The organism is Streptomyces sp. NPDC093261 (assembly GCF_044753645.1).
Taxonomy (GTDB): Bacteria; Actinomycetota; Actinomycetes; order Streptomycetales; family Streptomycetaceae; genus Streptomyces.
The window spans coordinates 575,488-601,117 of the sequence record NZ_JBIVNO010000002.1; the positions used below are offsets into that span (position 1 = coordinate 575,488).

28 protein-coding genes and 1 pseudogene are annotated in these 25,630 nt (G+C 71.6%); 17 read left to right on the plus strand and 12 right to left on the minus strand.

Annotation, left to right across the window (positions count from 1 at the left end):
* Positions 1-16: 16 nt before the first annotated feature.
* Positions 17-1,120 (minus strand): GNAT family N-acetyltransferase, encoded by a 1,104-nt coding sequence (locus tag ACIP94_RS09005; protein WP_402421628.1) that lies wholly within the window; start codon positions 1,118-1,120, stop codon positions 17-19.
* Positions 1,121-1,260: 140 nt separating this feature from the next.
* Here ACIP94_RS09005 and fdxA point away from each other — a divergent pair, with 140 nt between their 5' ends.
* Together fdxA and ACIP94_RS09015 are read left to right on the plus strand one after the other, a co-directional pair.
* Positions 1,261-1,581, plus strand: a complete 321-nt coding sequence (fdxA, locus tag ACIP94_RS09010; protein ID WP_043443616.1) for a ferredoxin — start codon at positions 1,261-1,263, stop codon at positions 1,579-1,581.
* Positions 1,582-1,704: 123 nt separating this feature from the next.
* Positions 1,705-2,847 (plus strand): bifunctional succinyldiaminopimelate transaminase/glutamate-prephenate aminotransferase, encoded by a 1,143-nt coding sequence (locus ACIP94_RS09015; protein WP_402421632.1) that lies wholly within the window; start codon positions 1,705-1,707, stop codon positions 2,845-2,847.
* Positions 2,848-2,926: 79 nt separating this feature from the next.
* On the opposite strand, the gene ACIP94_RS09020 is transcribed toward ACIP94_RS09015, so the two are convergent.
* Both ACIP94_RS09020 and ACIP94_RS09025 read right to left on the minus strand, forming a co-directional pair.
* A complete protein-coding gene (locus ACIP94_RS09020; RefSeq protein ID WP_402421634.1) occupies positions 2,927-3,379 on the minus strand; it encodes an ATP-binding protein in 453 nt (150 codons plus the stop codon).
* 324 nt (positions 3,380-3,703) lie between these two features.
* A complete protein-coding gene (locus tag ACIP94_RS09025; protein WP_402421637.1) occupies positions 3,704-4,681 on the minus strand; it encodes a heavy metal transporter in 978 nt (325 codons plus the stop codon).
* Positions 4,682-4,777: 96 nt separating this feature from the next.
* Here ACIP94_RS09025 and dapE point away from each other — a divergent pair, with 96 nt between their 5' ends.
* Positions 4,778-5,857 (plus strand): succinyl-diaminopimelate desuccinylase, encoded by a 1,080-nt coding sequence (gene dapE / locus ACIP94_RS09030; protein WP_402421639.1) that lies wholly within the window; start codon positions 4,778-4,780, stop codon positions 5,855-5,857.
* Positions 5,858-6,045: 188 nt separating this feature from the next.
* Complete coding sequence (locus tag ACIP94_RS09035; RefSeq protein ID WP_402421642.1) at positions 6,046-6,804, plus strand: TIGR00730 family Rossman fold protein; 759 nt, start codon at positions 6,046-6,048, stop codon at positions 6,802-6,804.
* Between the two features lie 138 nt (positions 6,805-6,942).
* Here the strand turns inward: ACIP94_RS09035 and folP are convergent, their stop codons facing one another.
* Complete coding sequence (gene folP, locus ACIP94_RS09040; protein WP_402421645.1) at positions 6,943-7,803, minus strand: dihydropteroate synthase; 861 nt, start codon at positions 7,801-7,803, stop codon at positions 6,943-6,945.
* 152 nt (positions 7,804-7,955) lie between these two features.
* Between folP and ACIP94_RS09045 the strand changes: the two genes are divergently transcribed.
* Both ACIP94_RS09045 and ACIP94_RS09050 read left to right on the plus strand, forming a co-directional pair.
* The gene (locus ACIP94_RS09045) at positions 7,956-8,303 is read left to right on the plus strand and encodes a DivIVA domain-containing protein (protein WP_402421648.1); all 348 of its coding nucleotides are present in this window, start codon (positions 7,956-7,958) and stop codon (positions 8,301-8,303) included.
* A complete protein-coding gene (locus ACIP94_RS09050) occupies positions 8,300-8,881 on the plus strand; it encodes a DNA-3-methyladenine glycosylase I (protein ID WP_402421651.1) in 582 nt (193 codons plus the stop codon). Before ACIP94_RS09045 ends, ACIP94_RS09050 begins: the two co-directional genes overlap by 4 nt.
* Positions 8,882-8,981: 100 nt before the next feature.
* Here ACIP94_RS09050 and ACIP94_RS09055 read toward each other — a convergent pair whose 3' ends face one another.
* Positions 8,982-9,785, minus strand: coding sequence for an enoyl-CoA hydratase/isomerase family protein (locus tag ACIP94_RS09055; protein WP_402421654.1), 804 nt, complete (start codon positions 9,783-9,785; stop codon positions 8,982-8,984).
* A gap of 63 nt (positions 9,786-9,848) precedes the next feature.
* On the opposite strand from ACIP94_RS09055, the gene ACIP94_RS09060 reads away from it, so the two are divergent.
* Both ACIP94_RS09060 and ACIP94_RS09065 read left to right on the plus strand, forming a co-directional pair.
* Entirely contained in the window at positions 9,849-10,013 is a 165-nt protein-coding gene (locus tag ACIP94_RS09060; protein WP_402421657.1) for a hypothetical protein, read from the plus strand.
* 142 nt (positions 10,014-10,155) lie between these two features.
* On the plus strand, positions 10,156-10,323 hold the full coding sequence (locus tag ACIP94_RS09065) for a DUF3117 domain-containing protein (RefSeq protein WP_003966491.1): 168 nt from the start codon (positions 10,156-10,158) through the stop codon (positions 10,321-10,323).
* A gap of 124 nt (positions 10,324-10,447) precedes the next feature.
* On the opposite strand, the gene ACIP94_RS09070 is transcribed toward ACIP94_RS09065, so the two are convergent.
* On the minus strand, positions 10,448-11,146 hold the full coding sequence (locus ACIP94_RS09070) for an O-methyltransferase (protein WP_402421767.1): 699 nt from the start codon (positions 11,144-11,146) through the stop codon (positions 10,448-10,450).
* Between the two features lie 225 nt (positions 11,147-11,371).
* On the opposite strand from ACIP94_RS09070, the gene sigE reads away from it, so the two are divergent.
* The 5 genes and pseudogenes from sigE to ACIP94_RS09095 all read left to right on the plus strand — a co-directional run bounded on the left by sigE (position 11,372) and on the right by ACIP94_RS09095 (position 15,111).
* Complete coding sequence (gene sigE / locus ACIP94_RS09075) at positions 11,372-12,067, plus strand: RNA polymerase sigma factor SigE (protein ID WP_402421769.1); 696 nt, start codon at positions 11,372-11,374, stop codon at positions 12,065-12,067.
* Positions 12,064-13,053, plus strand: coding sequence for an anti-sigma factor family protein (locus tag ACIP94_RS09080; RefSeq protein ID WP_402421660.1), 990 nt, complete (start codon positions 12,064-12,066; stop codon positions 13,051-13,053). Before sigE ends, ACIP94_RS09080 begins: the two co-directional genes overlap by 4 nt.
* 101 nt (positions 13,054-13,154) lie before the next feature.
* A pseudogene (locus ACIP94_RS09085) lies at positions 13,155-13,567 on the plus strand (PDZ domain-containing protein); the annotation flags it as partial.
* Positions 13,568-13,765: 198 nt separating this feature from the next.
* Positions 13,766-14,209, plus strand: a complete 444-nt coding sequence (locus ACIP94_RS09090; protein WP_402421662.1) for a sec-independent translocase — start codon at positions 13,766-13,768, stop codon at positions 14,207-14,209.
* A 242-nt stretch (positions 14,210-14,451) separates the two neighbouring features.
* Positions 14,452-15,111 (plus strand): hypothetical protein, encoded by a 660-nt coding sequence (locus ACIP94_RS09095; protein WP_402421665.1) that lies wholly within the window; start codon positions 14,452-14,454, stop codon positions 15,109-15,111.
* Positions 15,112-15,381: 270 nt separating this feature from the next.
* Here ACIP94_RS09095 and ACIP94_RS09100 read toward each other — a convergent pair whose 3' ends face one another.
* Genes ACIP94_RS09100 through ACIP94_RS09110 form a run of 3 tightly spaced genes read right to left on the minus strand, consistent with a single transcriptional unit; the run spans position 15,382 to position 18,404 of the window.
* A complete protein-coding gene (locus ACIP94_RS09100) occupies positions 15,382-16,515 on the minus strand; it encodes an Mrp/NBP35 family ATP-binding protein (RefSeq protein ID WP_402421668.1) in 1,134 nt (377 codons plus the stop codon).
* 43 nt (positions 16,516-16,558) lie between these two features.
* A complete protein-coding gene (locus tag ACIP94_RS09105) occupies positions 16,559-17,134 on the minus strand; it encodes a DUF1003 domain-containing protein (protein ID WP_402421670.1) in 576 nt (191 codons plus the stop codon).
* Positions 17,124-18,404, minus strand: a complete 1,281-nt coding sequence (locus tag ACIP94_RS09110) for a magnesium transporter MgtE N-terminal domain-containing protein (RefSeq protein ID WP_402421673.1) — start codon at positions 18,402-18,404, stop codon at positions 17,124-17,126. Before ACIP94_RS09110 ends, ACIP94_RS09105 begins: the two co-directional genes overlap by 11 nt.
* Positions 18,405-18,579: 175 nt before the next feature.
* Between ACIP94_RS09110 and ACIP94_RS09115 the strand changes: the two genes are divergently transcribed.
* Positions 18,580-19,335 carry a hypothetical protein gene (locus ACIP94_RS09115; protein WP_402421676.1) on the plus strand — a complete coding sequence of 252 codons (756 nt, stop codon included), beginning with the start codon at positions 18,580-18,582 and terminating at the stop codon, positions 19,333-19,335.
* A 90-nt stretch (positions 19,336-19,425) separates the two neighbouring features.
* Here ACIP94_RS09115 and ACIP94_RS09120 read toward each other — a convergent pair whose 3' ends face one another.
* Entirely contained in the window at positions 19,426-19,956 is a 531-nt protein-coding gene (locus ACIP94_RS09120) for a hypothetical protein (protein WP_402421678.1), read from the minus strand.
* Between the two features lie 22 nt (positions 19,957-19,978).
* Positions 19,979-21,094 carry a magnesium and cobalt transport protein CorA gene (locus ACIP94_RS09125; protein ID WP_402421681.1) on the minus strand — a complete coding sequence of 372 codons (1,116 nt, stop codon included), beginning with the start codon at positions 21,092-21,094 and terminating at the stop codon, positions 19,979-19,981.
* A gap of 534 nt (positions 21,095-21,628) precedes the next feature.
* Between ACIP94_RS09125 and ACIP94_RS09130 the strand changes: the two genes are divergently transcribed.
* Complete coding sequence (locus ACIP94_RS09130) at positions 21,629-22,225, plus strand: suppressor of fused domain protein (RefSeq protein WP_402421684.1); 597 nt, start codon at positions 21,629-21,631, stop codon at positions 22,223-22,225.
* Between the two features lie 63 nt (positions 22,226-22,288).
* On the opposite strand, the gene ACIP94_RS09135 is transcribed toward ACIP94_RS09130, so the two are convergent.
* Positions 22,289-23,581: an MFS transporter gene (locus ACIP94_RS09135; protein WP_402421686.1), complete on the minus strand. Its 1,293-nt coding sequence runs from the start codon at positions 23,579-23,581 to the stop codon at positions 22,289-22,291.
* Positions 23,582-23,774: 193 nt separating this feature from the next.
* Between ACIP94_RS09135 and ACIP94_RS09140 the strand changes: the two genes are divergently transcribed.
* Both ACIP94_RS09140 and ACIP94_RS09145 read left to right on the plus strand, forming a co-directional pair.
* The gene (locus tag ACIP94_RS09140; RefSeq protein ID WP_402421689.1) at positions 23,775-24,416 is read left to right on the plus strand and encodes a DUF6758 family protein; all 642 of its coding nucleotides are present in this window, start codon (positions 23,775-23,777) and stop codon (positions 24,414-24,416) included.
* A 160-nt stretch (positions 24,417-24,576) separates the two neighbouring features.
* A complete protein-coding gene (locus ACIP94_RS09145; RefSeq protein WP_402421692.1) occupies positions 24,577-25,464 on the plus strand; it encodes a PHP domain-containing protein in 888 nt (295 codons plus the stop codon).
* The last annotated feature ends 166 nt before the right edge of the window (positions 25,465-25,630 follow it).

Sequence of the window (25,630 nt, forward strand, 5' to 3'; positions counted from 1 at the left end):
GCAGCCTCGAAACCTCTCATGCCACCGGTCCGGTCCCGGCGCCCGACGGGCCGCCCGCGCCCGGTTCACGGGAGCCCTCCGGCTCCCGGTAGTGGTGATACGCATGATGCGCCGCGAAGCCCAGCCGTGCGTACAGCGCCCGCGCCTGCGCATTGTCGGTCTCCACCTGGAGCCAGGCCGCCGAGGCGCCCTCGTCGAGGGCCTGCCGGGCCAGCGCGGCCATCACGGCCGTGGCCAGGCCCCGGCGGCGCTGCTCCGGATCGACCTCGACCGCCGCGAAACCGGCCCAACGGCCGTCCACCACACACCGCCCGATGGCCGCCGGAGGAGCGCCCCGCTTGCCCGGGACCGTCGCGAACCACACCGAGGGCCCGCCGCCGAGCACCTTCAGGGCCACCTTGCCCAGCCCCTTGCGCCGGTAGCGGGCGAGCCACGCCTCGTCGGCCGTGCGGGACAGCTCGACCCCGGAGGTCTCCCGGTCCGCGACCGGCGCCAGCGCGCCGGTCCACAGCTCGGCGGTCACCTCCCGGGTCCAGCCGCGCGCCTCCAGCTCCGCGCGGAGCGGCTCCTGGGCGTCCTCCCCGGCCCCGGTCGCGAGCTGTGCGTAGGCGGGCAGACCACGGGCGGCGTACCAGCGCCGTACGGCCGCCAGCGCCTCGTCCAGCGGGAGGCCGGGGTCGCCGAGCGGCAGCACCGAGTTGGCGCGCCGCGTGAACCCGGCCGCGGCGCGCAGCTCCCACTCCCCGAGCCGCTCCCGCTCCACCGGCTGCCAGGCGCGGGCGGAGATCCGCGCCAGCTCCTCCCAGGACGCCGCGGGACCTCGCCGACGGGCGGGTGCGGTCGTCGCGTGGCGCGAAGCGCCTCCATGAGGGGCGGTGGCCGGGTGAGGGGCGGGCACCACCTTGCCCGCGACCAGCGAGGATTCCTCGATGCTGACCCGCTCGCCGTCACGTCGTGTGATCAGTAGCACACCGTTGTCCCATGATGTGAGAACTCCGACCGTGTCGGTGAACCTCTCACCCTCGGCGGCATGTTCCCTCCACCGCCGTACTGAGACGCGTTTTCCCACGTCAGCAGCGGTGATTCGGACCTTCAGCCGTCCGCCCGCAGAGATTTCCACAGGTCAGTTCACCCCTCCTGTTCGGATCATGCCCGGGAACGGAGATACTAGGGGCGGGCATCGACGACGCCGCGCTCCCGCGCGCCAGGCGGCGGAGCCTGCGGAGGCCCGCCAGCGCCCTACCGAGGAGGAACGACAGCGTGACCTACGTCATCGCAGAGCCTTGTGTCGACGTCAAGGACAAGGCGTGCATCGAGGAGTGCCCGGTCGACTGCATCTACGAGGGCCAGCGGTCCTTGTACATCCACCCGGACGAATGCGTCGACTGCGGAGCCTGCGAGCCGGTCTGCCCGGTCGAGGCCATCTTCTACGAGGATGACACTCCCGAGGAGTGGAAGGACTACTACAAGGCGAACGTCGAGTTCTTCGACGAGCTCGGCTCGCCCGGTGGCGCCAGCAAGCTGGGGCTGATCGAGCGCGACCACCCCTTCATCGCGGCGCTGCCCCCGATGAACCAGTAAGCGACAGCACAACGTGCCGTCCCGGTCCCGTACGGCGCTCACCGGCGCCGCACGGGACCGCGGCGTTTGGTGCCCCTACGCTCGTAGCAGGGCGCCCGTCGTCCAGAAAGTGAGCCGATCCCGTTGTCCGCAGTCACCGACCCCCCTCCCGTCGCCGGCCACCACCCTTCGAAGGAGTCGCTGCGCGACCGCCTTCCGGTCTTCCCCTGGGACAAGCTCGAGCCGTACAAGAAAACGGCCGCCGCGCACCCGGGAGGGATCGTCGACCTGTCCGTGGGCACCCCCGTCGACCCGGTCCCCGAGCTGATCCAGAAAGCGCTCGTCGCGGCGGCGGACTCCCCGGGCTATCCGACGGTGTGGGGCACGCCCGAACTGCGGGACGCGATCACGGGCTGGGTGGAGCGCCGACTCGGCGCCCGCGATGTGACCCACCGGCACGTCCTGCCCATCGTCGGTTCCAAGGAACTGGTCGCCTGGCTCCCGACCCAGCTCGGCCTCGGCCCCGGCGACACGGTGGCCTACCCGCGCCTGGCCTACCCGACCTACGAGGTCGGTGCCCGCCTGGCCCGCGCGGATCACGTGGTCTACGACGACCCGACCGAGCTGGACCCGGCGAACCTGAAGCTCCTGTGGCTCAACTCCCCCTCCAACCCCACGGGCAGGGTGCTGGGCAAGGAGGAGCTGACCCGGATCGTCACCTGGGCGCGGGAACACGGCGTCCTGGTCTTCTCCGACGAGTGCTATCTGGAGCTGGGCTGGGAGGCCGACCCGGTCTCGGTGCTCCACCCGGACGTGTGCGGCGGCTCGTACGAGGGCATCGTCGCCGTCCACTCGCTGTCGAAGCGGTCGAACCTGGCGGGCTACCGGGCGGCCTTCCTCGCGGGTGACCCGGCGGTTCTGGGCCCGCTCCTGGAGATCCGCAAGCACGGCGGCATGATGACGTCGGCGCCGACGCAGGCGGCGGTCGTGGCGGCGCTCGGCGACGACACCCACGTCCGTGAGCAGCGCGAGCGCTACGCGGCGCGGCGCACGGCCCTGCGCGAGGCCCTTCTCGGGCACGGGTTCCGGATCGAGCACAGCGAGGCGAGCCTGTATCTGTGGGCGACCCGGGACGAGGCGTGCTGGGAGACCGTCTCCCACCTGGCCGGCCTGGGCATCCTCGTCGCACCGGGCGACTTCTACGGCCCCGCGGGCGAGAAGTTCGTGCGCGTGGCCCTGACGGCGACGGACGAACGGATCCAGGCGGCGGTGCAGCGGCTGGCGTGAGCGCCACGCGGCCACTGAGCATGCACGGAGGGGTCCAGGGAGCAGCTCCCTGGACCCCTCCGGCGTGCGAGGCCGAGGCTCAGCCGTGCAGCGGCAGCCCCTGGACCGGAAGCTGCTGCCCCGGCAGACCGCTCCTGGCGGTCTCGCCGAGCAGCCCGCCGGCCTGGCCGGCCGCGTCCCCGGCGACCTTCTGTGCGAGCGGCGTGGCCTTCTTGCCGGCCGTCCCCACGGTCCCGGCCGCCGTCGGCACCGCCTTCCTGACCGCCTGGCCGCCGGTCTTGACCGCCTGGCCGCCGGCGTCACCCGCGAGCCCGGTCACCTTCTGGGCCGCGCCGTCGACCTTCTGCGTCGCACCGTCGAGGGTGGGGCCGACCTGCGCGTGGTCCAGGGCGGTCAGCCCGGCGAGGTCGGGGGTGGCCGGCAGGCCGGCCGTCGCCGCGCTGGCGGAGCCGGCCGCACCGACCACGGGCGCCGCTCCCGCTGCGATGAGCAGCGCGGCACGGGCGATCCGGCGGGTCAGGGGGAGGGACATGATGCTCCTTAGACGGGAGGGAACGGTGAAGTGTCCGACCGCGCCCGGAAGTTGATCGTTCCGGGCTCGGACGCAGTGACTACCGCTCGAAACCCCCGAAGGTTGCGGTGCCCAGGTGTAAAGAGTTGGCAATGCGTCGCATTATCGGGTGGGGAGGAAATCGGGCAAACGGCAATTGGGCCGGAAGTCCGCCGAATCCTTACAGCCCTGTGTTCCCAAGGAATTCGGCACCGTCGGCGATGGCAAAGTGAACAGCGGCGCGCCCCGTCGACGAGGCGCGCCGCGTATGACCCGGAGGGGTGAGGATTCGTACGGTCGGCCGGTCTACTCCCCGGTGACGATCCGGACTTGGCCGGCCGAGTCCTGGGCGTCCGAGCCGCCGGTCGTCGTACGCCACTCGTTCGCGAAGCCGTCGCGCGACCACTCCCGGCCCGCGAAGGAGACGTGCGCGATGTGCAGCGCCGAGGAGTTGGCCACCGCCCAGTGCGCCAGCTCCCAGCCGCGCTGCCGGGCGGTGCCCGAGGCGGTGGACTTCCGGGGCACCGGGATCGTCAGCGCGTCGGAGCCCGGCTTCGCCGTGGCGGTGGCCGTGGCCGTGGGGGACGGGGACGGGGGCGAGGTCCGGGTGCTCACCACCGCCCCGGCCGTCTGGAGCACATCGCGCCCGAAGTCCCGTACCAGTGCGGCCCGTACCGCGTCGGCGCCGCCGGTGCTCGTCGGGGCCGGGCGCCCCTGACAGGTCAGCGTGGCCGGCGACCGCCCGGTCAGGGCGGCGGCGAGCAGCGTGGCGTCCGGCTCGTGCTTGGCGTACGCCTCCGGATAGCCGCTGCGCTGCACGCGCTGCGCGGCGACGGTCAGCGGCAGCCGGGTGTAGTCCGGCACCTTGGCCAGGTGGTCGTAGAACATCGTCGCGGCGTACGTCGGGTCCATGATCTGCTTCTCGGTGCCCCAGCCCTGCGACGGGCGCTGCTGGAACAGGCCGAGCGAATCCCGGTCGCCGTGCTCGACGTTGCGCAGGCCCGACTCCTGAAGCGCGGTCGCGAGCGCGATGGTCACCGCGCGCTCGGGCAGGCCGCGTGTGGTGCCCACTGCGGAGATCGTCGCCGCGTTGACCGCCTGCTCGGGGGTGAACTCGTACGACGCCCCGTCACCCTTGCCGGAGACCACGCGGCAACTCGGCGCCGGCGGGCCCGTGAGGTACTGGACGGCGAGATAGCCCGCGACGGAGAGCAGGACGACGAGGGCCGCCCCGAAACGGAGAAGGCGGCCACGGCGCTTGGGTTTGGGGGACGGCTCAGGCACGCGTACAAGGTACTGGAGGCGTTCAAGGGCGTTGCCCGGGGCTGTGGACAACCGGGGTCGCGGGCGCGCGCGGCCGGGCGCGCTAGGGTCGGGCCCATGGCCGATACCCCGCTTGACCTCACGCTGGACGCCGCGCAGCTCACCGCGCGGCTCGTCGACTTCCCCTCCGTGAGCGGAACCGAGAAGCCCCTGGCGGACGCCATCGAGACGGCACTGCGCTCCCTTCCGCATCTGACGGTCGACCGGTACGGCAACAACGTGGTGGCCCGGACGCGTCTGGGGCGCCCGGAGCGTGTCGTCCTGGCGGGCCACATCGACACGGTCCCCATCGCCGACAACGTCCCCTCCCGCCTGGACGACAACGGTGTGCTGTGGGGCTGCGGCACCTGCGACATGAAGGCGGGCGTCGCGGTCCAGCTCCGCATCGCGGCGACCGTCCCCGAGCCCAACCGGGACCTCACCTTCGTCTTCTACGACAACGAGGAGGTCGAGGCACATCTGAACGGTCTGAAGCATGTGTCCGAGGCCCATCCCGAGTGGCTGGAGGGCGACTTCGCGGTGCTGCTGGAGCCCTCCGACGGCCAGGTCGAGGGCGGCTGCCAGGGCACGCTGCGGGTCCAGCTGAAGACCAAGGGCGAACGCGCGCACTCGGCGCGCGGATGGATGGGCTCCAACGCGATCCACTCGGCGGCCCCGATCCTGGCCCGGCTGGCCGCGTACGAGCCGCGCTACCCGGTGATCGACGGCCTGGAGTACCGCGAGGGCCTGAACGCGGTGGGCATCTCGGGCGGCGTCGCCGGGAACGTCATCCCGGACGAGTGCGTGGTCACGGTCAACTTCCGCTATGCGCCGGACCGGAGCGAGGAGGAGGCGATCGCGCATGTCCGCGAGGTGTTCGCGGACTGCGGGGTGGCGGAGTTCGTCGTGACCGACCACAGCGGTGGCGCGCTCCCCGGCCTCTCCCACCCGGCGGCTGCCGCGTTCATCGAGGCGGTCGGCGGCACGCCCCAGCCCAAGTACGGCTGGACGGACGTCTCCCGTTTCAGCGCACTCGGCGTCCCGGCCGTCAACTACGGCCCGGGCAATCCGCACTTGGCGCACAAGCGGGACGAACGTGTCGAGACGGCGAAGATCCTCGTCGGCGAGGAGCGGCTGCGGGCCTGGCTGACGTCCTGACCGGCGGCGGCCGTGCGGTACCGCGGCCCATGGCGGACATGCACACGTCCCCCGTCCGTAACCCGCGTGGATCTACGCTGGGGTGGAACGACCTGCCCCGTCCTTCCGGCCTCCCCCCGGCTCCCGGCCCCGTCCGAGCCGGGAGGACCCCGGTGAGCGGGTAAGGCCCCGATGCGGAGGGAGCGCAGATGCCCACTGGCAACCCCCAGGGCAAGAAGGTGCCGCCGGACGAGCAGCGGCTCGGTCCCGTGCTGCGCAGGCGGGACCAGGTGACCAGGAGCACCACGGACCAGCGGCTGCTGGACGCGGGCGGTCCCACGGACTGGGTCCACACGGACCCGTGGCGTGTGCTGCGCATCCAGTCGGAGTTCATCGAAGGCTTCGGCACGCTGGCCGAACTACCACCCGCGATCAGCGTGTTCGGCTCCGCCCGGACACCGGTGGACTCGCCGGAGTACGAGGCGGGCGTGCGGCTCGGACGCGGCCTGGTGGAGGCCGGCTGGGCGGTGATCACGGGCGGCGGCCCGGGCGCGATGGAGGCGGCGAACAAGGGCGCGTGCGAGGCCAAGGGGATCTCGGTCGGCCTCGGTATCGAGCTGCCGTTCGAGCAGGGGCTGAACCCCTACGTCGACATCGGCCTGAACTTCCGCTACTTCTTCGTCCGGAAGATGATGTTCGTGAAGTACGCGCAGGGCTTCGTGGTCCTGCCCGGCGGTCTCGGCACGCTCGACGAGTTCTTCGAGGCCCTCACTCTGGTCCAGACCCAGAAGGTGACCCGCTTCCCGATCGTCCTGTACGGCACCTCGTACTGGGGCGGCCTGGTGGACTGGCTGAAGAACACCCTGGTCGCCCAGGGCAAGGCCGCCGAGAAGGACCTGCTCCTGTTCCATCTGACGGACGACGTGGAGGAGGCCGTCGCGCTGGTCTCCAAGGAGGCCGGGCGCTAGGCGGGCGCTCTCGGGGACTCCGGAGCCGGTTCTGAGCGGTGCTTGGTGGCGGGGCCGGTCCTCGGGGGTACAGCCCGGTGCGGCGCTCGGTGCACGGACGCCGCACCGGCGGGCGGGGGCGGGGCGGCCGGGCCGGCCCTAGACCAGCCCGCGCCGGGCCACCGCCGGGGGGCGGTGCCCGGCGATCGACGCCACCATGTCCAGCACCTGCCGTGTCTCCGCCACCTCGTGCACCCGGTACACCTGCGCACCCAGCCACGCCGACACCGCCGTGGTCGCCAGGGTGCCGAGGACCCGTTCCTTCACCGGTCTGTCCAGCGTCTCGCCCACGAAGTCCTTGTTGGACAGCGACACCAGCACCGGCCGGCCCGTGGCGACCATCTCGTCCAGCCGGCGCGTCACCTCCAGGCTGTGCCGGGTGTTCTTCCCGAAGTCGTGCCCCGGGTCGATCAGCACCGACTCCCAGGGCACCCCGAGGGCGACCGCCCGCTCGGCGAGCCCCAGCGTCACCTTCAGGATGTCCGCCATGACGTCTTCGTACGTCACCCGGTGCGGGCGGGTGCGCGGCGGTGCGCCCCCCGCGTGCGTGCACACCAGTCCCACCCGGTGGCGCGCCGCGACCTCCGCGAGCCGGGGGTCCACCCCGCCCCAGGCGTCGTTCAGCAGATCCGCGCCCGCCTCGCACACCGCCTCGCCGACCTCGTGGCGCCAGGTGTCCACGCTGATCACCACATCGGGAAAGCGGCGCCGCACCTCGGCGACGAACCCGACCGTGCGCCGGGCCTCCTCCTCGGCCGTGACCTCCTCCCCGGGCCCGGCCTTGACCCCGCCGATGTCGATGATCGCGGCACCGTCCGCCACCGCCTGCTCCACGCGCGCGAGGGCGGGTTCATCGCGGAACGTGGCCCCTTGGTCGTAGAAGGAGTCCGGGGTCCGGTTCACGATCGCCATGATCACCGGCTCATGCGCGCCGAATTCCCGCTTGCCCAGCCTGAGCATCCGCTGTGACCCCTTCCGATACGTCCCGTTCCTTCGCCGCCTGCGGCCTTGATTGTCAGCGTCGCATGGCACGATCGGAGCCGGACACATTCGACAGCTGCACTTCCGTTCCGGCGCGCAGGGCGCCGGCACCGAGCGTGGGGACCTCTGTAATGCTCATGTTCTTGTTCCTGGTCGTCGCGCTCGCCGTCGTGGTCGCCGCGGTGACACTCGCCGTGGTGGGCGGCGGCGAGAGCGCGCCCCTGCCGGAGGCGGCGCCCGAGCGCTTCGACGACCCGTTGCCGCCGGACCGCCCGGTGGCCCGCGCGGACGTGGACGCCCTGCGTTTCCCGCTCGCCCTCCGGGGCTATCGCATGGCGGAGGTGGACGACGCGCTCGGCCGCCTCGGCGCCGAGATCGCCGAGCGGGACGCCCGCATCGCCGACCTGGAGTCCGCGCTCGCCGGGGCCCGCGCGGCCGGTCAGGGCCACGACCGGCCGGCCGAGGGGGACCAGCAGTGAGCCGCGCGGCCGTGCCGGGGCCCGACGGCGTGCTGCGCTGTCCCTGGGCCCTGTCCGCCGAGGAGTACGTGGCCTACCACGACGAGGAGTGGGGCCGCCCGGTCCACGGCGACGACGCGCTGTACGAGCGGCTGAGCCTCGAAGCCTTCCAGTCGGGCCTGTCGTGGATCACGATCCTGCGGCGCCGGGAGGGCTTCCGAGCCGCCTTCGCCGACTTCACGATCCTCAAGGTGGCCGCGTTCACCGACGCCGACCAGGAGCGCCTGCTCGCCGACACCGGCATCATCCGCAACCGCGCCAAGATCGAGGCGACGCTCGCCAACGCGCGCGCGCTCGCCGAGTGGGCCCCCGGCGAGCTGGACGGGCTGATCTGGTCGTACGCGCCCGACCCGGCGTCCCGCCCCGCTCCGAAGACCCTCGCCGACGTCCCGGCGGTCACCGCCGAGTCGACGGCCCTGTCCAAGGCGCTGAAGAAGCGCGGCATCCGTTTCGTCGGACCCACGACGGCGTATGCACTGATGCAGGCGTGCGGCCTCGTCGACGACCACCTGGCGGACTGCGCCGCCCGGAGCAGCTGACTCCGGGCGGCGTGCGGGGCGCCGGCCGACCGCGGGTGCGGCCAGGCGCCCGCTCATCCTGGGCGGCCCCGTGTCCGGTGGCCGGCCCGCCCAGGTGGCCTCAGCGGCCCAGATAGACGGGCTTCTCCTTGTTCACGAACGCCTGTACCGCGATCTTGTGGTCCTGTGAGGCCCCCGCGCGCGTCTGGAGTTCGTCCTCCTTCTCCAGGGCCTCGTCCAGGGAGTGGGAGAGACCGTAGGCGAGGGACTCCTTCAGCGCGGCGTACGCCAGCGTCGGGCCCTCGGCCAGCGAGCGGGCGGTCTTCTCGCCTTCCGCGCGCAGCTCGGCCTGCGGGACCAGCCGGTTCGCGATGCCCCACTCGAACGCCTGCTGGGCACTGATGCTGCGCGGGAAGAGCAGCAGGTCGGCGGCGCGCGAGGGGCCGACGACCCGCGGCAGGGTCCAGGAGATCCCGGAGTCCGCGGTGAGCGCGACACCCGCGAAGGAGGTGTTGAAGGCGGCCGTGTCCGCCACGATGCGGTAGTCCGCGGCGAGCGCGAAACCGAAGCCCGCCCCGGCCGCGACCCCGTTCACCGCCGCGACCACCGGCTTGGCCGCTCCCGTGAGCGCCCGCACGATGGGGTTGTAGTGCTCACGAACGGTGCTCATCACACCGGAGTCGGAACCCTCGTCCTGCGCCTGAAGCAGCCCGATGTGCTCCTTGAGGTCCTGACCCACGCAGAACGCCCGCTCCCCGGCGGCGGTGAGCAGGATCGCCCGAACGGCCCCGTCGGCCGCAGCCTCCTGCGCCGCGTCCCGCAGGGCGACCTTGGCTTCGATGTTCATCGCGTTCATCGCCTCGGGACGGTTCAGCGTGATCGTCGCGAGCCCGTCGCTCACCTCGTAGAGCACGGTGTCGGCCATGGTGGTCCTCCGGTGTCACGGCTCCGTCGTACCGGTCGGTACGCCCTGTGTCCGAGGGACAGCATGACGGAGATCATCATCCGCGGACCGGACCGGACGTGTGACCTGCGTCAAATAATGCCGGCCCGTATGCGGGCGTCCGATCTCGGTGCGGTGGCGCAGTATCACAGCCGCATCGCCGAATTGAGTGGTTTTGGTCGGGCGTGTTGCGCAAGCGATGCCGACTGATGTTGGTCATCGGGTCCTGAGATGCGGGATAATGGCTTGGAAGCAATGTGTTCGATGCCGGTGTCGCGTGTCCCCCGAGGGGTCGCGTGCCCTTCAAGGGCTGTCGGCTGACGATGAGCTGGTTTCAGGAAGGGGAACGAGCATGGCGGCCATGAAGCCGCGGACGGGCGACGGCCCGCTCGAGGTGACCAAGGAGGGGCGGGGCATCGTCATGCGCGTTCCGCTCGAAGGCGGCGGTCGGCTCGTCGTCGAGCTGACCCCTGACGAGGCCGACGCGCTCGGCGACGCCCTCAAGAAGGTCGTCGGCTGACGCCCAAGCGACCCCGGATTCCCGGCTTCCCCGGCATCGTACGCGGTGCCGGGGACTGCTTTTCGGCCCGGCTCGCCCTTCCACCCGCGCGTCCCGCTCAGCGCTTGCCCGCACAGCAGTCCGCTCAGCGCTTGACCGCGCACAGCAGTCCGTCACCCACCGGGAGCAGCGAGGGCACCAGATCCGGGCTCTCGCGGACGGTGCGCAGCAGCTCCCGCAGCCGCAGGACCTCGCTGGGCTGCGGTCCCGAGTCCACCGTGCGGCCGTGGGCGAAGGCACCCTCGAAGACGACGAGGCCGCCGGGTCGCAGCAGGCGCAACGATTCAGCGAGGTAGTCGAGCACCTCGAGCCGGTCACCGTCGCAGAAGACGAGGTCGTAGCCGGCGTCCGCGAGCCGGGGCAGCACGTCCAGGGCGCGGCCCGGGATGAACCGGGCGCGGTTGCTGGCGAAGCCACAGGCCCGGAACGCCTGGCGGGCGAACTGCTGGTGCTCCGGCTCCGGGTCCACCGTGGTCAGCACGCCGTCCGGCCGCATGCCGTGCAGCAGATGGATTCCGGAGACACCGCATCCGGTACCGATCTCCGCCACCGCCTTCGCGTCCACGGTGGCGGCGAGCAACCGCAGCGCGGCGCCCGTGCCGGGCGACACCGAGCGCAGCCCTGCATCGCGGGCCCGCTCACGGGCCCAGCGCAGCGCTTCGTCCTCGGCGACATAGGCGTCGGCGAACGCCCAGCTCGTCTGCCGGTTGCCGGTAATGACCCTCTCCTGTCCCCGTGATTGCCTGGGCGTGACTGTATCCGTTGGCCCCGGGAACCCGCAGATGGGACCAGGCGTTTGGAAGGGTGGGAAAGGCAGCGGGGGAAGGACGGGGGACGACCGGTGGATCTGGACGTCGAGCAAGTGCTGACGCAGCCGCATCAGCGCACATCAAATTCTCCTAAAACCGCTTATCCGGAGCTAACGGGCGAGGTGGCTATGGTAGGTGCTCCACTGGACACCACCAGAGCCGACAGGGGAGGTGCGGCTGCGCCTGTGGATCGGGGAGGAGTGCTGCGGCGCCTTCTCAGGTCGTCGGGTGAGCCGAAATCCGTGACCGACATCGCTGACTCGTACCACGCTGACACCGCGCAGACCGCGACCTTCGCCACCGACGCGGACTCGCAGGCGTGGACTCCGCCCACCTGGGAGGAGATCGTCAGCACCCACAGCGGCCGGGTCTACCGGCTGGCCTACCGCCTCACCGGAAACCAGCACGACGCCGAGGATCTGACCCAGGAGGTCTTCGTCCGGGTCTTCCGCTCCCTGTCGACCTACACGCCCGGCACCTTCGAGGGCTGGCTGCACCGCATCACCACGAACCTCTTCCTGGACATGGTCCGCCGCAAGCAGCGCATCCGCTTCGACGCGCTCGGCGAGGACGCGGCCGAGCGGCTGGCCAGCCGGGAGCCCACCCCGCAGCAGGCATTCAACGACGCGCACTTCGACGCGGACGTCCAGCAGGCCCTGGACACCCTCGCGCCCGAGTTCCGCGCCGCCGTCGTCCTGTGCGACATCGAAGGACTGTCCTACGAGGAGATCGCCGCGACCCTGGGCGTCAAGCTCGGCACGGTCCGGTCCCGTATCCACCGCGGTCGCTCGCAGCTGCGCAAGGCTCTGGCGCACCGCTCGCCCGAGGCCCGGGCCGAGCGTCGCACCTTCATGCCGCGTGTGCCCGCGCTGGGGGGAGGGGGCGCGACCGCGTGAGTGGATCCCTTCGCCCTACACCGGCAGAGCAACACCTGGGAGACCGCCTCTCCGCCCTCGTGGACGGGGAGCTCGGTCATGACACGCGCGAGCGTGTGCTGGCCCATCTGGCCACATGCGCGAAGTGCAAGGCCGAGGCCGACGCCCAGCGCCGGCTGAAGAACGTCTTCGCGGAGGCGGCCCCGCCGCCGCCCTCCGAGAGCTTCCTGGCCCGCTTGCAGGGCCTGTCCGCGGGAGGTGACGTCGACGGCGGTGGCACGCCGCTCGGCGGGGGTGGTTTCGGCAGAAGACTTCCGTCGGGCGCCGGGCTTCCCGCCGGGCCGGGCGTCTTCGGAGTGAGGGGTGAGCCCTTCGGCTATGTGCCGACGGGACCCCACGCCGCGGCGCTGACCCCGTCCGAGGACCGGACCCTTACCGGGGACCGGGGGTTCCGCATCCATCACGTCGGCCGCCCGGACACCGAGCGCCCGTCCTCGCGAGGACGGCGGTTCGCCTTCGCCGCCGCGGGCGCCGTGTCCCTGGCCGCGATCGCGCTCGGCGGGGTGTCGGTGGGTGTCCCGAGCGATATGAGCCCGGAGGCACGCGGTTCCGGCACCGGAAGCAATGTGACCCCGATGCGTTCACCGGGCACGGGCGGCGGCGGCACGACGCCCGACGTCCAGCGACGGCGGGCCGTCGGACCGCTGCTCGGCCAGCGGACGCAGGGCCAGGCACCCGTCGCCTCCAGGACGGCATCGGCCCCGCTGCTGCCCGGGGGACCCGCTCCGGTGCGGGACGCCTCGGAGATCCGTGCGCTGACAGCTCCGGTGCTGGCCGGAGCCGCCGCGATGTCCCCGCTGATACGCCCGTTCACCGAGACCGCGCCGCTCACGCTGACGTCCTGGTCGGCGGCCCCCGGGATCACCGCTCCCGGGCTGCTCATGGCTCCGGCGCCCACCTCGTCCGCCGGCCCGTCTCCCTCGGTCTCCCCGCCCCTCGCCCACTGAGCCGGACGATGGCGTGTCGGCCCACGGACCGGTTGAATCCGTGGAGGACCGCGCCCGCAGAAGTGTTGCGGGCGCGGCGTCGACGTTCCAGCACCGACCGGAGCGGCGGCGCAGGATCCATCGGGCTCGGCTTCGCGATCCCCTGGAACCAGGCCCGACGCGTCGCCGAGAGCTGATCAGTGCCGGCCGGGCCGCCCACCCCGTTCGGTGGCCGCCGGGCCGCCCTCCCCGTTCGGTGTGACGTTCGCCATGAACTACACGGGAGACGGCGCCCGCGTCGCCGCCAAGGGCACCGACGGCGGCCCCGCGGTCACCAGGGAGGACCCGGCGACAAGGCGGGCGCCAAGCCCGGACATGCGATCACGGAGGTCGACGGGGCGCGGGTCCACTCCGGGGAGGAACGGATCGTCAGGACCCGCGCGCACCGCCCGGCGACCGTCCGGAGCTGAGCGTGTCCCGCGACGGCGGGCAGCGCAGGATCACCCTCGTCCTCGGCTCCACGGGCGGCAACTGACACCAACCTCACAGGATGCGGACGAAGACCGCTCCCCAAGGCAAACAACCCGGAAATCCCGACGTGTACACGCGGCGGAGAAGGGCGGGACAGTACCGATCCGGCGGGAACGCCGGGTACCGTGGATCCGGCCCGGACCACGGAAGACCCGCCCGACCACCGAGGGCCGCGGACCGAGGACCTCGCAAGGAGCTTCAGGTGTTCAATGACATAGGACCGCTCGAGCTGTTGACGCTCGTTGTCCTCGCCGTGCTCGTCTTCGGTCCGGACAAGCTCCCGAAGATGATCCAGGATGTCACGCGCACCATCCGGAAGATCCGGGAGTTCTCGGAGAGCGCCAAGCGGGACATCCGCGAGGAGCTGGGTCCCGAGTTCAAGGACTTCGAGTTCGAGGACCTCAACCCCAAGACGTTCATCCGCAAGCAGCTCGAGGGCGACGACCTGGGGCTGAAGGAGATCCGCAACGGCTTCGACCTCAAGAAGGAGATGGCCGAGATCACGGACGCGGTACACGGCCGCGAGTCCGAGTCGCCGTCCTCTCCGTCCGGCCCCTCCACGGCCGGTGGCGCCGTCGACATGACGAAGAGGCCCGAGAAGCCGGGCCCCGACGAGCGCCCGCCCTTCGACGCGGACGCCACCTGAGCCGTCCGCGCACGCGAGTGGCGGGGTAGGCCGGCCGCCGAGAGTGACGCAGGCCATACGCCCTTCGGCGCGCGGGCGGCCGTATTGCGACGTCCAAGAGGCCGTATGCGCCGGGCGTTTCGCTGCGCTTCGGACTGCGGTGGCTATGCTGCCCAGTTGTTGTGCGGACTGTTTTGGGAGCGAGGACGCCCGCGGGGGGCGGGCCGCTCGGGTCCGACGAGAGCGAGGAGGCGTCCGGGCAGATGGAGACGACGAGTCGGGTGGGCGCGCAGACGTCCGCCGCGGAAGGCGGAGCGCGGCTTCCCTACGCCCGGGGCACGGTCGACGGTTACCAGCAGGCGTCGTTCCCCTGGTACGGCCTCGACGAGGCCTTCACGGGCCCGCGCTGGCTGATGCAGGTGGCCACCGCCGCCGACGGTGCCGTGGAGCACGGGTCGGTCGGACACGGCGACGAGCCCTCCGTGCGGCACGAGGCCACGGAGGACAAGGAGCGGTTCGCGGTCGTGGTGACCGTCGCCGCCAACCCCGTACGGCGCAGCGCGGACGGCACCGGGCTGCTGGAGGCCACCTCGGTCTCGTCCGCGGCCTGGCTGGCCGGTGTGGGCCTGCTGTCGTTCACCTGGCCCCGCCAGCTGGACCACGGCCTGCGGGACGACTGGCTCGACCAGCAGACCGAGACGGCGTGGGTGCTCGCGGACGACCTGGCCGGTCCCGTCTGGTCCACCCTGTCCCTTCCGGTGGACGGTGTGCCGACGCCGTTCCACTACCGGGAGTCCGAGTTCGGCTGGGTCCTCGCCGGGACCACGCAGGCCGGGGTGCACGTGGGGGCGTACGGCCGGGGCATGAGCGCCTACGGGCTGGGCTTCGCGATGATCAAGGACATTCAGGCCTACGTCGTCTGACAGAGCCTGTGAGGAAGGGGGCGCCGTCGCGGTGACGGCCCCCTTCCTCGTAGGCGAGCTGGTGCTTGGGCAGGGCAAAGACCGGCCGCCTGAGACCCCGCCGAAGGCGTGATCGTGGTCCCGGTGTGTCGTGCCATGAGCGAGCCGGATCGAGGGGGAACAGCCGTGCGGGGACGCCCGACGACCACCAACGCTGACAAAACGTCGACGGCTCCGCCGCTGGTCAGAAGGTTGACCAAGGACGGAGCCGCAGATCGCAGGCGGGCGATTTCAGAACTTGTTCTTGGGGGTGATCCCCAGCGACAGGCCCGCGAGGCCGCGCTGCCGGCCCCCGAGCTTGCCCGCGATCGAGCGCAGGGACGAGCCCGCCGGCGAGTCCGGGTCCGTCAGGACCACCGGCTTGCCGTCGTCGCCGCCCTCGCGCAGGCGGACGTCGATGGGAATGGAGCCGAGCACCGGGACCGTGGTGCCCGTGGTGCGGGTGAGGCCGTCGGCGACGAGCTGGCCGCCGCCCGTGCCGAAGACGTCCACCATCTCGCCGCAGTGCGGGCAGGGCAGCCCGGACATGTTCTCGACCACGCCCACGATCTTCTGGTGGGTCTGCACGGCGATGGAGCCCGCCCGCTCCGCCACCTCGGCCGCCGCCTGCTGCGGGGTGGTGACCACCAGGATCTCCGCGTTCGGGACCAGCTGGGCCACCGAGATCGCGATGTCGCCCGTGCCCGGCGGAAGGTCGAGCAGCAGCACGTCGAGGTCGCCCCAGAACACGTCCGCGAGGAACTGCTGGAGCGCGCGGTGCAGCATCGGGCCACGCCAGACCACCGGCGCGTTGCCCGGGGTGAACATGCCGATCGAGATGACCTTCACGCCGTTCGCCTGGGGCGGCATGATCATGTTCTCGACCTGGGTCGGACGGCCGTCCACGCCCAGCATGCGCGGCACGCTGTGGCCGTAGATGTCGGCGTCCACGACACCGACCTTCAGCCCGTCGGCCGCCATGGCCGCCGCCAGGTTGACCGTCACCGAGGACTTGCCGACGCCGCCCTTGCCGGAGGCCACCGCGTACACCCGGGTGAGCGAACCCGGCTTGGCGAAGGGGACCTCGCGCTCGGCCTGGCCGCCGCGCAGCGCGGTCGCCAGCTCACGGCGCTGCTCGTCGCTCATCACGTCGAGCGTGACGTCCACCCGGGTGACACCGTCGACGCGGGAGACCGCGTCGGTGACACGCTGGGTGATCGTGTCGCGCATGGGGCAGCCGGAGACCGTCAGGTACACGGTGACCGCGACCGCCCCGTCCGCGCCGATCTCCACCGATTTGACCATCCCCAGTTCGGTGATGGGTCGCTGGATCTCGGGGTCGTTCACCGTCGCCAGTGCCTCGCGCACCGCGTCTTCCGTAGCCATAAGCATGATGGTACGGCGCCCGGCCGGGGCCCCGGAAAGCCCGTCAGCGGTCGTCTACGTCACGTCCGCCCGCGTGTTCCGCCGGGACTACGACATGCCCGTCGGGACGCCGGTGCCCGTCCAGCTCTCTCATCAGGTCCTGGAGCTCGGAGCGGATCCAGTCGCGGGTGGCGACCTCGCCGAGGCCGGTGCGCAGCGCGGCCACCTCCCGGGTCAGATACTCCGTGTCCGCGATCGACCGCTCGTTCTGCTTGCGGTCCTGTTCGAGGTTGACCCGGTCGCGGTCGTCCTGGCGGTTCTGCGCGAGCAGGATCAGCGGAGCCGCGTAGGAGGCCTGAAGGGAGAGCATCAGGGTCAGAAAGATGAACGGGTACGGGTCGAAGCGCAGGGAGTGCGGCGCGCTGATGTTCCACACCAGCCAGATGACGATCACGACCGTCATCCAGACGATGAACCGTCCGGTTCCAAGGAAGCGGGCGATCCGCTCCGACATGCGTCCGAAGGCCTCCGCGTCCCACTCGGGCAGCATCCGGGTGCGCCGGGGCTGCGGCTGGTCGAGCCGGATGCGGGCGCGGGCGGCCGTCGCGCCGGAGGGCGTCTTCTCGCGCTCAGGTGCCATGAGAGGCCCCCTCGTCGCTCAGGTCGAACTCCGCCTCGCGCCAGTCCTCGGGCAGCATGTGGTCCAGTACGTCGTCCACGGTCACCGCGCCGAGCAGCGCGCCGGACTCGTCGACAACGGGCGCCGCGACCATGTCGTAGGTGGCGAAGAACCCGGCCACGACCGGCAGCGCGGCATCCGGGGACAGAGACTGCAGATCGTCCTCGACAAGGGCGCTGACCAGGGTGTACGGCGGGTCGCGCAGCAGCCGCTGGAAGTGCACGGTGCCCAGGTACTTGCCGGTCGGCGTCTCGTCCGGCGGGCGGCAGACGTACACCTGGGCGGCCAGGGCGGGGGACAGATCCGGATTGCGGACCCGGGCGAGCGCGTCGGCGACGGTCGCGTCGGGCCGCAGCACGATCGGCTCGGTCGTCATCAGACCGCCCGCCGTCTTCTCCTCGTACGCCATCAGACGGCGCATGTCGGCCGCGTCGTCGGGCTGCATCAGGTTCAGCAGCCGCTCCTTCTCGTCCTCCGGCAGCTCGGAGAGCAGATCGGCGGCGTCGTCCGGGTCCATCGCCTCCAGGACGTCCGCGGCGCGCTCCTTCTGGAGCTTGCCGAGGATCTCGATCTGGTCGTCCTCGGGAAGCTGCTCGAGGACATCGGCGAGCCGCTCGTCGTCGAGGGCCGCGGCGACCTCGGCACGGCGCTTGGCGGACAGATGGTGCAGCACATTGGCGAGGTCGGCGGGGCGCAGCTGTTCGAAGGTGGCCAGCAGGCTCTCGGCGCCCTGTCCGTGCTCCTCCAGGGAGAACCCGGTGACGGCGGACCACTCGACCGTGAGGGTCTCGCCCCTGCTGCGCCGGAACGCCCCGCTCTTGCCCTTGCGCACGAAGACCTTGTCGACCTCCCACTCACGGCGGGCCGGCAGCTGCTGTACGGAGAGGTCGAGCACGGTGACCTCCTCGTCGGTCTCCACGAGCTTGACGCGCCGGTCCAGCAGCTCCCCGAAGACGAGCCGCTCGGTGGGCCGCTGCTCGAAGCGGCGCACGTTCAGCACGCCGGTGGTGATGACCTGGCCGGACTCGATGCCGGTCACCCGGGTCATGGGCAGGAAGATACGGCGGCGGGTCGTCAGTTCGACGACCAGGCCGAGCAGCCGCGGGGGACGCCGCCCCACCCGCAGCATGACGACGAGGTCGCGCACGCGGCCCACCTGGTCGCCGTTGGGGTCGAAGACGGCGACATCGGCCAGGTGCGAGACAAAGATGCGAGAGGCGCCAGCCGCCATGCTCGCCGCCTCCTGTTTCTGCCGTTCCATCCGTTCGGATGCGCTTCAGGCTAGTCCGTCCCATTGTCGTACGCCCTGGCGAGAGGTGCGGACGAACTGGCTCCGGAAGGGCCTATCAGCACCGGTACCCTGCGGTAGGCCGATGAGGACACCCGCATGAGAGGCAGCCCCACCTGTGACTGCAACCCCCCAGGGCCCGACCCGCAGGGCCGCACTGGTGAGCGCGGTGTGCGCGCTGGTCGTGACGGGAGCGGGGCTCACGGGATGCGGCAGCGGCGACCCGGACGCGGGGACCAACGGGGTGGGGAAGCTGCCGGCCGACAGGATCCAGAGCCGGACGCGTACGGCGGCCAGGTCGGCGTCGGCGGTGCGGCTGTCGGGGACCGTCGTCAGCAACGGCGCCACCTACACCCTGGACATGCGGCTGAAGGGCGACGGGGGCACCGGATCGGTCACCTCGAAGAACGGCACGTTCCGGCTGCTGCGCGTGGGCGACCATCTGTTCCTCAAGGCCGACGCGGAGTTCTGGAACCACGAGAGCGGCGAGGGGGGCGGCGCCGGATCGACGGCCGCCGCGAACAAGCTCGACGGGAAGTACGTCAAGGTGCCGTCCGGTGATCCGGCCTATCAGCGCTTCAGCGGGTTCACCGACAAGGACGTGCTGCTCGACGGGCTCCTGGCGCTGCACGGCGCGCTCTCGACGGACGGCCACCACGAGCAGAACGGCGTCCGCACGATCCGTGTCACCGGCGACAAGGGCTCCGGCGGCGCGCTGGACGTCTCCCTGGAGGGCACCCCCTATCCGCTGCTCCTGGTGCGGGCCGGCAACGCGGGAACCCTCCGCCTGTCGGACTGGGGGAAGGACTTCGCGCTCCGGGAGCCGTCGAAGCAGGAGACGGTCGACTACGGGCAGCAGCTGCCGTCTTCCTAGCGGCCGTTTTTCTGGCCGCGGGCGGGCCGCCCCGGCCGTCGCCCCGGCCGCGCGCGGTGGTGGTGCGACCGCCCGCGGCCCGGGAACCGGTCAGCGGCGCTTGCGGCGCAGCAGGCGCGGCAGGGCCGCCGGGATCGGACGGCGGGTCACCGCCGGGCTCGGCGGCGGGGGAGCGGCCTGGGAGTCGGACGGCAGCGGGAGCGTCGTGCCGCACGGCTCCAGACGCAGCACCCGGCATTCGCGGCGCCAGCGCTCGGGCATCTCCTCGCCGTCGGGGGCGTTCAGCCGCTTGCCCTTCAGCTCGGCGACCGCGGCCTCCCACTCCGGTGATCCCGGAACCGGCTCCACCACGTGTGCGGGCCAGGTGACGATCCGGCCGCCCTTGTCCTTGCTGCGGACCGTGACGACCGCGTCGCCCCCGTCGGTCAGGCCGGGCAGCGGCTGCTCGCCGGGGCCGTCGCCCACCACGTACGCCGCGCCGTCGTGCCACACATGCCACAGCGCACGCGCGGGCGTGACCTGGGCCTGAGCGCCGGCGGACGGCACGGCTTCGACCCAGATCAGCCCGGACTTCTTCGTGGCCTCCTCGACGAGGGCCCTCTCGAGCAGCTCGTTTGTCATGCGCTCAGCCTAGTCGGGCGCCTCACAGCCAGCCGTTTCGCTTCAGCGTGCGGTGGATGCCGAGACAGATGGCGACCGTGATGCCCATGATCACGGGGTAGCCGTACTTCCAGTGCAGCTCGGGCATGTACTTGAAGTTCATGCCGTACACCCCGCAGACCATCGTCGGTACGGCGATGATCGCGGCCCAGGCCGTGATCTTGCGCATGTCCTCGTTCTGCGCGACGGAGGCCTGCGCCAGGTTGGCCTGGAGGATCGAGTTCAGCAGTTCGTCGAAGCCGAGGACCTGCTCCTGCACCCGGGCGAGGTGGTCGGCGACGTCGCGGAAGTACTTCTGGATGTCGGGGTCGACCAGCCGCATGGGCCGCTCGCTCAGCAGCTGCATGGGCCGCAGCAGCGGCGCCACCGCCCGCTTGAACTCCAGTACCTCACGCTTGAGCTGGTAGATCCGGCTCGCGTCGGTGCCCCGGGGGGTTCCCTTCCGGCCGGGCGAGAACACCTCCGTCTCCACGTCGTCGATGTCGTCCTGCACCGCGTCCGCCACCGCGATGTATCCGTCGACGACATGGTCGGCGATCGCGTGCAGCACGGCCGAGGGGCCCTTGGCCAGCAGCTCGGGATCGTCCTGGAGCCTGCGCCGCAGCTGCCGCAGGGACCCCTGCCCGCCGTGCCGGACGGTGATGAAGAAGTCCCGCCCGGTGAAGCACATGACCTCACCGGTCTCGACGACCTCGCTGTTGGCGGTCAGCCGGTCGTGCTCGACGTAGTGGATGGTCTTGAAGACGGTGAAGAGGGAGTCGTCGTAGCGCTCCAGCTTGGGGCGCTGGTGCGCCTGCACCGCGTCCTCCACGGCCAGCGGGTGCAGCCCGAACTCGCTGGCGATACCGGCGAATTCCGCGTCGGTCGGCTCGTGCAGGCCGATCCACACGAAGCCGCCGTCGCGGCGCACCAGCCGCATCGCCTCGTGCGGGGTGAGCGGCTTCGGCGTCTGCGTCCGGACCCCGTCGCGGTAGACGGCGCAGTCGACGACGGCGGAGGGCGTCGCGGGGTCGCGCGTGGTGTCGTACGCGCCGCTGTCCTTGCGCGGCGTGGGGCGGGACGGACGGACCGCAGCACGCAGGTCGCGGATCATGGACATGGCAGGCTCCTTCGCTACGGGCAACGAAGGCCCCGGCGGCGGGTGGAACTGCCCGGAATGGGGACGTCCTGACGAGTCGTCTCCCGCCTTTTCGGCAGGGGATGTTTGGCACGTCCACAAAGCGGGGAGCACCGCATCGTCGCGGTCGCGGGCTTCGCTACGGGTTCAGATCAGACAGATCAGGTGAAACGAAACGAAGTGCTCTTCCGCGGTGCGCGGGGGATCCCGAGCGGGTCCCTCGGGGATCCGCAGGAAAACACGGCGCGCAGCTGAGAGGTGGCAGCCAGCCAGAGTAGCTACATCAACGGTCGGAAGAGCGGGTGGTACTGCACGGTCGACTTCGATCCATGCCAGCCCCACCTCCTCCGGCCGGTCCCTGGTGAGGGACGATCCATCTCCCGTAGGGGAGTCTCACGGTGTCGGGACGCGATCGCACCGCTTCTGCGGGCTGCCCGACCACCGGCCAAGAGTATCAGCCGACCGAAGTGTCAAGGCGCCGCTTTGCCGGGTACTGACGAGTTCTATGCTCGCCGCATGGTTGATGTTCTTCCTCTGGTCGAGGCCCGGCTGCGCACCGCGCTCGGCGAACCGGACGCTCGCGCGGCGGTCACCTTCCTCGGCGCGGACCGCATCGAGGTCCTGCGTTTCCGGGACGACTCCGGGGAAGGCGGCGTCCTCCGTTACGCCACCCTCGGGATGTCCGCCCAGCCGATGACGGACCCCACCGCGATGCTCGTGGACCCTGTCAAGGGCCCCCGGGCCGAGCTGGTCCTCTCCGTCCGGGGCGGCATCGCCGACACCGACAAGGTGCTCCGTCCGCTCGCCGTCCTGGCCGCGTCCCCGCAGGTCGAGGGCGTCGTGGTGGCCCCCGGGGCCTCGCTGGACGTGGGTGAACCGCTCTGGCCGGGCGCCCCGTTCAGCTCCGTCCTGGTCGCCGAGCCCGGCGGTCTGGTCGAGGACCTGGAGCTGGATCCGCCCCTTGACCCCGTACGGTTCCTGCCGCTGCTGCCGATGACTCCCAACGAGGCCGCCTGGAAGCGGGTGCACGGTGCCCAGGCCCTCAACGAGCGCTGGCTGACGAACGGGACGGACCTGCGGGATCCGTCCCGCAGGTCCGTCCCGCTGGACTGACGCCGGAGTGAGCGGGCTCACCGGCTGAGGCCCCCAAGCCGGGGCCGGAAACCGCCGGTTGGGTCAGTCGGCGAAGACGCTGACGCTGGTGTCGAGCGGCTCCAGCTCCTCCGCCATGGAGGTTTCCCCGCTCGAGTGAGGCAGAGGCTGGGGGAGCGCAAGCGCGTTCCGCCGTACGAAGACCACGAGCGCGCCCACGACCGCGGTGGCCGCCGCCACCACGAACGGGAGGTGGATGTCGCTCCACTCCTCGATCTTCGGCGCGAGGTAGGGCGCGGCCGCCGCGGCGAACCACCGCACGAAGTTGTAGCCGGCGCTCGCCACCGGGCGCGGGGCGTCCGAGACCCCGAGGGCCAGCTCGGTGTAGACGGTGTTGTTCACGCCGATGAAGGCGCCGGACAGGATGGTGCAGACGACGGCGGTGGTGTGGTCGCCGTAGCCGAGCACGGCGACGTCGGCCGCCAGCAGCACCAGGGAGCCGCCGAGCACCTTCAGCGAGCCGAAGCGCTCCTGCATGCGGGGCGCCACGATCACCGAGAAGACGGCGAGCAGCAGGCCCCAGGCGAAGAACACGGCACCCGATTTGTACGGCGTCATGTTCAGCACGAAGGGGGTGAAGGCCAGCACGGTGAAGAACGTGTAGTTGTAGAAGAACGCGGAGACCGCCGCGGAGGCGAGTCCGCCGTGGCCGAGCGCCTTGACCGGGTCGAGCAGCGAGGTCTTCCGCGGGGGCCGGGGCTGCTCCTTCAGGAACGCCGTGATGCACAGGAAGCCGATCGCCATCAGGGTGGCCGTGCCGAAGAACGGGTAGCGCCAGCTGATGTTGCCGAGCACCGCGCCCAGCAGGGGTCCGCAGGCCATGCCGAGGCCGAGCGCGGACTCGTAGAGCAGGATCGCCGCGGCGCTGCCACCGGCCGCCGCGCCGACGATGACGGCGAGGGCCGTGGAGACGAACAGCGCGTTGCCGAGGCCCCAGCCGGCCCGGAAGCCGACGAGCTGGGCCACCGAGTGCGAGGTGCCCGCGAGGCCCGCGAAGACCACCACGAAGGCGAGCCCCAGCAGCAGCGTCCTGCGGCCGCCGATACGGCTGGAGACGAAGCCGGTGACCAGCATCGCGACAGCGGTGATCAGGAAGTACGAGGTGAAGAGCAGGGAGACCTGGCTGGGCGTCGCCTGAAGGCCCTTGGCGATGGACGGCAGGATCGGGTCGACGAGCCCGATGCCCATGAAGGCGACGACGGACGCGCCCGCAGTCGCCCACACGGCCTTCGGCTGGCGCAGGAGGCCCCCGGCCCCCGTGTCGAACGGATCCGCCCCGGCCGTCGCCGCGGCGGGTCCTCGCCTACTGCTGCTCATGAGTGTCCTCGCAGTCCTCGGTGGTTGGTCGGCCAACGCCCGCTCTAATGGTTGGCTTATACATACATTAAGTTAGATTGGCTAATAGATGCAACCCACACCTACTTCGGGTCGGTGAGGCCGACCTGCGGGCACACGCCGGACGGGTGATCGTCCTTGACGCGGCGCGGGTCGGGGAGGACCGTGGGGCCCTATGAGGGGCGAACCCAGTTGCCCGAAGTGTGGTGGCCGGGTCAGGGCTCCCGGACTCTTCGCCGATGCCTGGCAGTGCGATGTGCACGGGAACGTGCATCCGCTGCAGCCCGTGATCCCGCCCAGCGTCGAGGCCCTCAGCGTCGTGGTGCACCGTGCCCGGGTACCGGTGTGGATGCCGTGGCCGCTGCCGGTGGGCTGGCTGTTCACGGGCGTGGGCTACGCCGGCGACGACCGCAGTGGCGGCCGTGCGACCGCCGTGGCCTGCTCGGGTCCCGGGCCGCTCGGCGGCGTGGGGGAGCTGATCCTCGTAGCCGAGGAACTGGGCGTGGGGCTCGGCGCGCGTTACGCGGGGATCGACGGCCCGGATCCCGGGCCCTATCTGAACGTCGAGAAGCCGCCCCAGGCCAAGGTGCTGGCCGCCGGTCGCCCCACCCCGCTGTGGCATCTCTCGGGCACCCCCGACGACCGGGCGGTCTTCGCGGGTGAGGCGCGCGGCATGTGGCTGTGGGCGGTCGTCTGGCCCGAGCAGACGGGCATGCTCATGTACGACGAACTGGTGCTGACCGATCTGCGTGACGCGGGGGCCGAGGTGGACCTGCTGCCGATCGGGGCACTCTCGCCGCGCCTGCTCGAACCGTGACCCGGCCGGTCGGTGCGCCCGGGGCGGGCGCCTTCCCGTGCCGTCCTGCGCCTCCCGGTTCGTAGGGGGTGCCTGCGGGCTGCGGGTGTGACGGGGACGTCGAAAATCCCGTTATCCTTGAGCGTCCCCTTCCCTCCCGTCACCGCCTGGAGTCCGTGTCGTGCGCATCGATCTGCACACCCACTCCACCGCGTCCGACGGCACGGACACCCCGGCCGAGCTGGTGCTGCGCGCCGCCGCCGAGGGGCTGGACGTCATCGCGCTCACCGACCACGACACCACGCGTGGCCACGCGGAGGCGGTCGAGGCGTTGCCCGAGGGCCTGACCCTCGTCACCGGCGCGGAACTCTCCTGCCGGTGGAACGGCATCAGCATGCACATGCTGGCGTACCTCTTCGATCCCGAGGAGCCCGGCCTGCTCGCCGAGCGCGAACTGGTCAGGGACGACCGGGTGCCGAGGGCCCATGCCATGATCGCCAAGCTCCGTGAGCTGGGCGTGCCGATCACCTGGGAGCGGGTGGCCCGGATCGCCGGCGACGGATCGGTCGGGCGCCCGCACCTCGCCTCCGCCCTGGTCGAGCTGGGGGTCGTGGACAGCGTCTCGGACGCGTTCACGCCCGAGTGGCTGGCGGACGGCGGGCGTGCGTACGTCGAGAAGCACGAGACGGATCCCTTCGAGGCGATCCGGCTGGTCAAGGCTGCGGGCGGGGTCGCGGTCTTCGCGCATCCGGCCGCCGCGAAGCGCGGGCGGACCGTGCCGGAGTCCGCCATCGCCGACCTCGCCGCCGCCGGGCTCGACGGCATCGAGGTCGACCACATGGACCACGACCCGGCGACCCGGGCGCGGCTGCGCGGCCTCGCGCAGGAGCTGGGACTCCTCGCCACGGGTTCCTCCGACTACCACGGCAGCCGCAAGACGTGCGTCCTCGGCGAGTACACCACCGACCCCGAGGTGTACGGCGAGATCACCCGCCGGGCGACCGGGGCGTTCCCGGTGCCGGGGACCGGCGGAGGCCGGAACACCCAGCCCTTCCGCGGCTCTCTGTAACTTCCCCCACCCACTGTCTCGGAGGCACCCGGCATCCGCCGCCGTGCCCCCGCCCCGCCCCGCCGCGCCCTTGGCGCGGCGACCGCCCCTCGCGGCCACGGCCCGCCCTTTGCCGTGCGTCCGCTCCGTACCTCTGCGCAAGGCCCCCATGTTCGACGTCGCCGTC

What these genes read in the sequence shown, in the direction of transcription:
- ACIP94_RS09020 (WP_402421634.1), bottom strand. Translation starts at nt 3,379, where the DNA reads ATGTCCCTCCCCCTGACCCGCCGGATCGCCCGTGCCGCGCTGCTCATC.
- dapE (WP_402421639.1), top strand. Translation starts at nt 4,778, where the DNA reads ATGGCCGATACCCCGCTTGACCTCACGCTGGACGCCGCGCAGCTCACC.
- ACIP94_RS09035 (WP_402421642.1), top strand. Translation starts at nt 6,046, where the DNA reads ATGCCCACTGGCAACCCCCAGGGCAAGAAGGTGCCGCCGGACGAGCAG.
- folP (WP_402421645.1), bottom strand. Translation starts at nt 7,803, where the DNA reads ATGCTCAGGCTGGGCAAGCGGGAATTCGGCGCGCATGAGCCGGTGATC.
- ACIP94_RS09045 (WP_402421648.1), top strand. Translation starts at nt 7,956, where the DNA reads ATGCTCATGTTCTTGTTCCTGGTCGTCGCGCTCGCCGTCGTGGTCGCC.
- ACIP94_RS09055 (WP_402421654.1), bottom strand. Translation starts at nt 9,785, where the DNA reads ATGGCCGACACCGTGCTCTACGAGGTGAGCGACGGGCTCGCGACGATC.
- ACIP94_RS09060 (WP_402421657.1), top strand. Translation starts at nt 9,849, where the DNA reads ATGACGGAGATCATCATCCGCGGACCGGACCGGACGTGTGACCTGCGT.
- ACIP94_RS09065 (WP_003966491.1), top strand. Translation starts at nt 10,156, where the DNA reads ATGGCGGCCATGAAGCCGCGGACGGGCGACGGCCCGCTCGAGGTGACC.
- ACIP94_RS09095 (WP_402421665.1), top strand. Translation starts at nt 14,452, where the DNA reads ATGGAGACGACGAGTCGGGTGGGCGCGCAGACGTCCGCCGCGGAAGGC.
- ACIP94_RS09100 (WP_402421668.1), bottom strand. Translation starts at nt 16,515, where the DNA reads ATGGCTACGGAAGACGCGGTGCGCGAGGCACTGGCGACGGTGAACGAC.
- ACIP94_RS09105 (WP_402421670.1), bottom strand. Translation starts at nt 17,134, where the DNA reads ATGGCACCTGAGCGCGAGAAGACGCCCTCCGGCGCGACGGCCGCCCGC.
- ACIP94_RS09110 (WP_402421673.1), bottom strand. Translation starts at nt 18,404, where the DNA reads ATGGCGGCTGGCGCCTCTCGCATCTTTGTCTCGCACCTGGCCGATGTC.
- ACIP94_RS09120 (WP_402421678.1), bottom strand. Translation starts at nt 19,956, where the DNA reads ATGACAAACGAGCTGCTCGAGAGGGCCCTCGTCGAGGAGGCCACGAAG.
- ACIP94_RS09125 (WP_402421681.1), bottom strand. Translation starts at nt 21,094, where the DNA reads ATGTCCATGATCCGCGACCTGCGTGCTGCGGTCCGTCCGTCCCGCCCC.
- ACIP94_RS09130 (WP_402421684.1), top strand. Translation starts at nt 21,629, where the DNA reads ATGGTTGATGTTCTTCCTCTGGTCGAGGCCCGGCTGCGCACCGCGCTC.
- ACIP94_RS09135 (WP_402421686.1), bottom strand. Translation starts at nt 23,581, where the DNA reads ATGAGCAGCAGTAGGCGAGGACCCGCCGCGGCGACGGCCGGGGCGGAT.
- ACIP94_RS09140 (WP_402421689.1), top strand. Translation starts at nt 23,775, where the DNA reads ATGAGGGGCGAACCCAGTTGCCCGAAGTGTGGTGGCCGGGTCAGGGCT.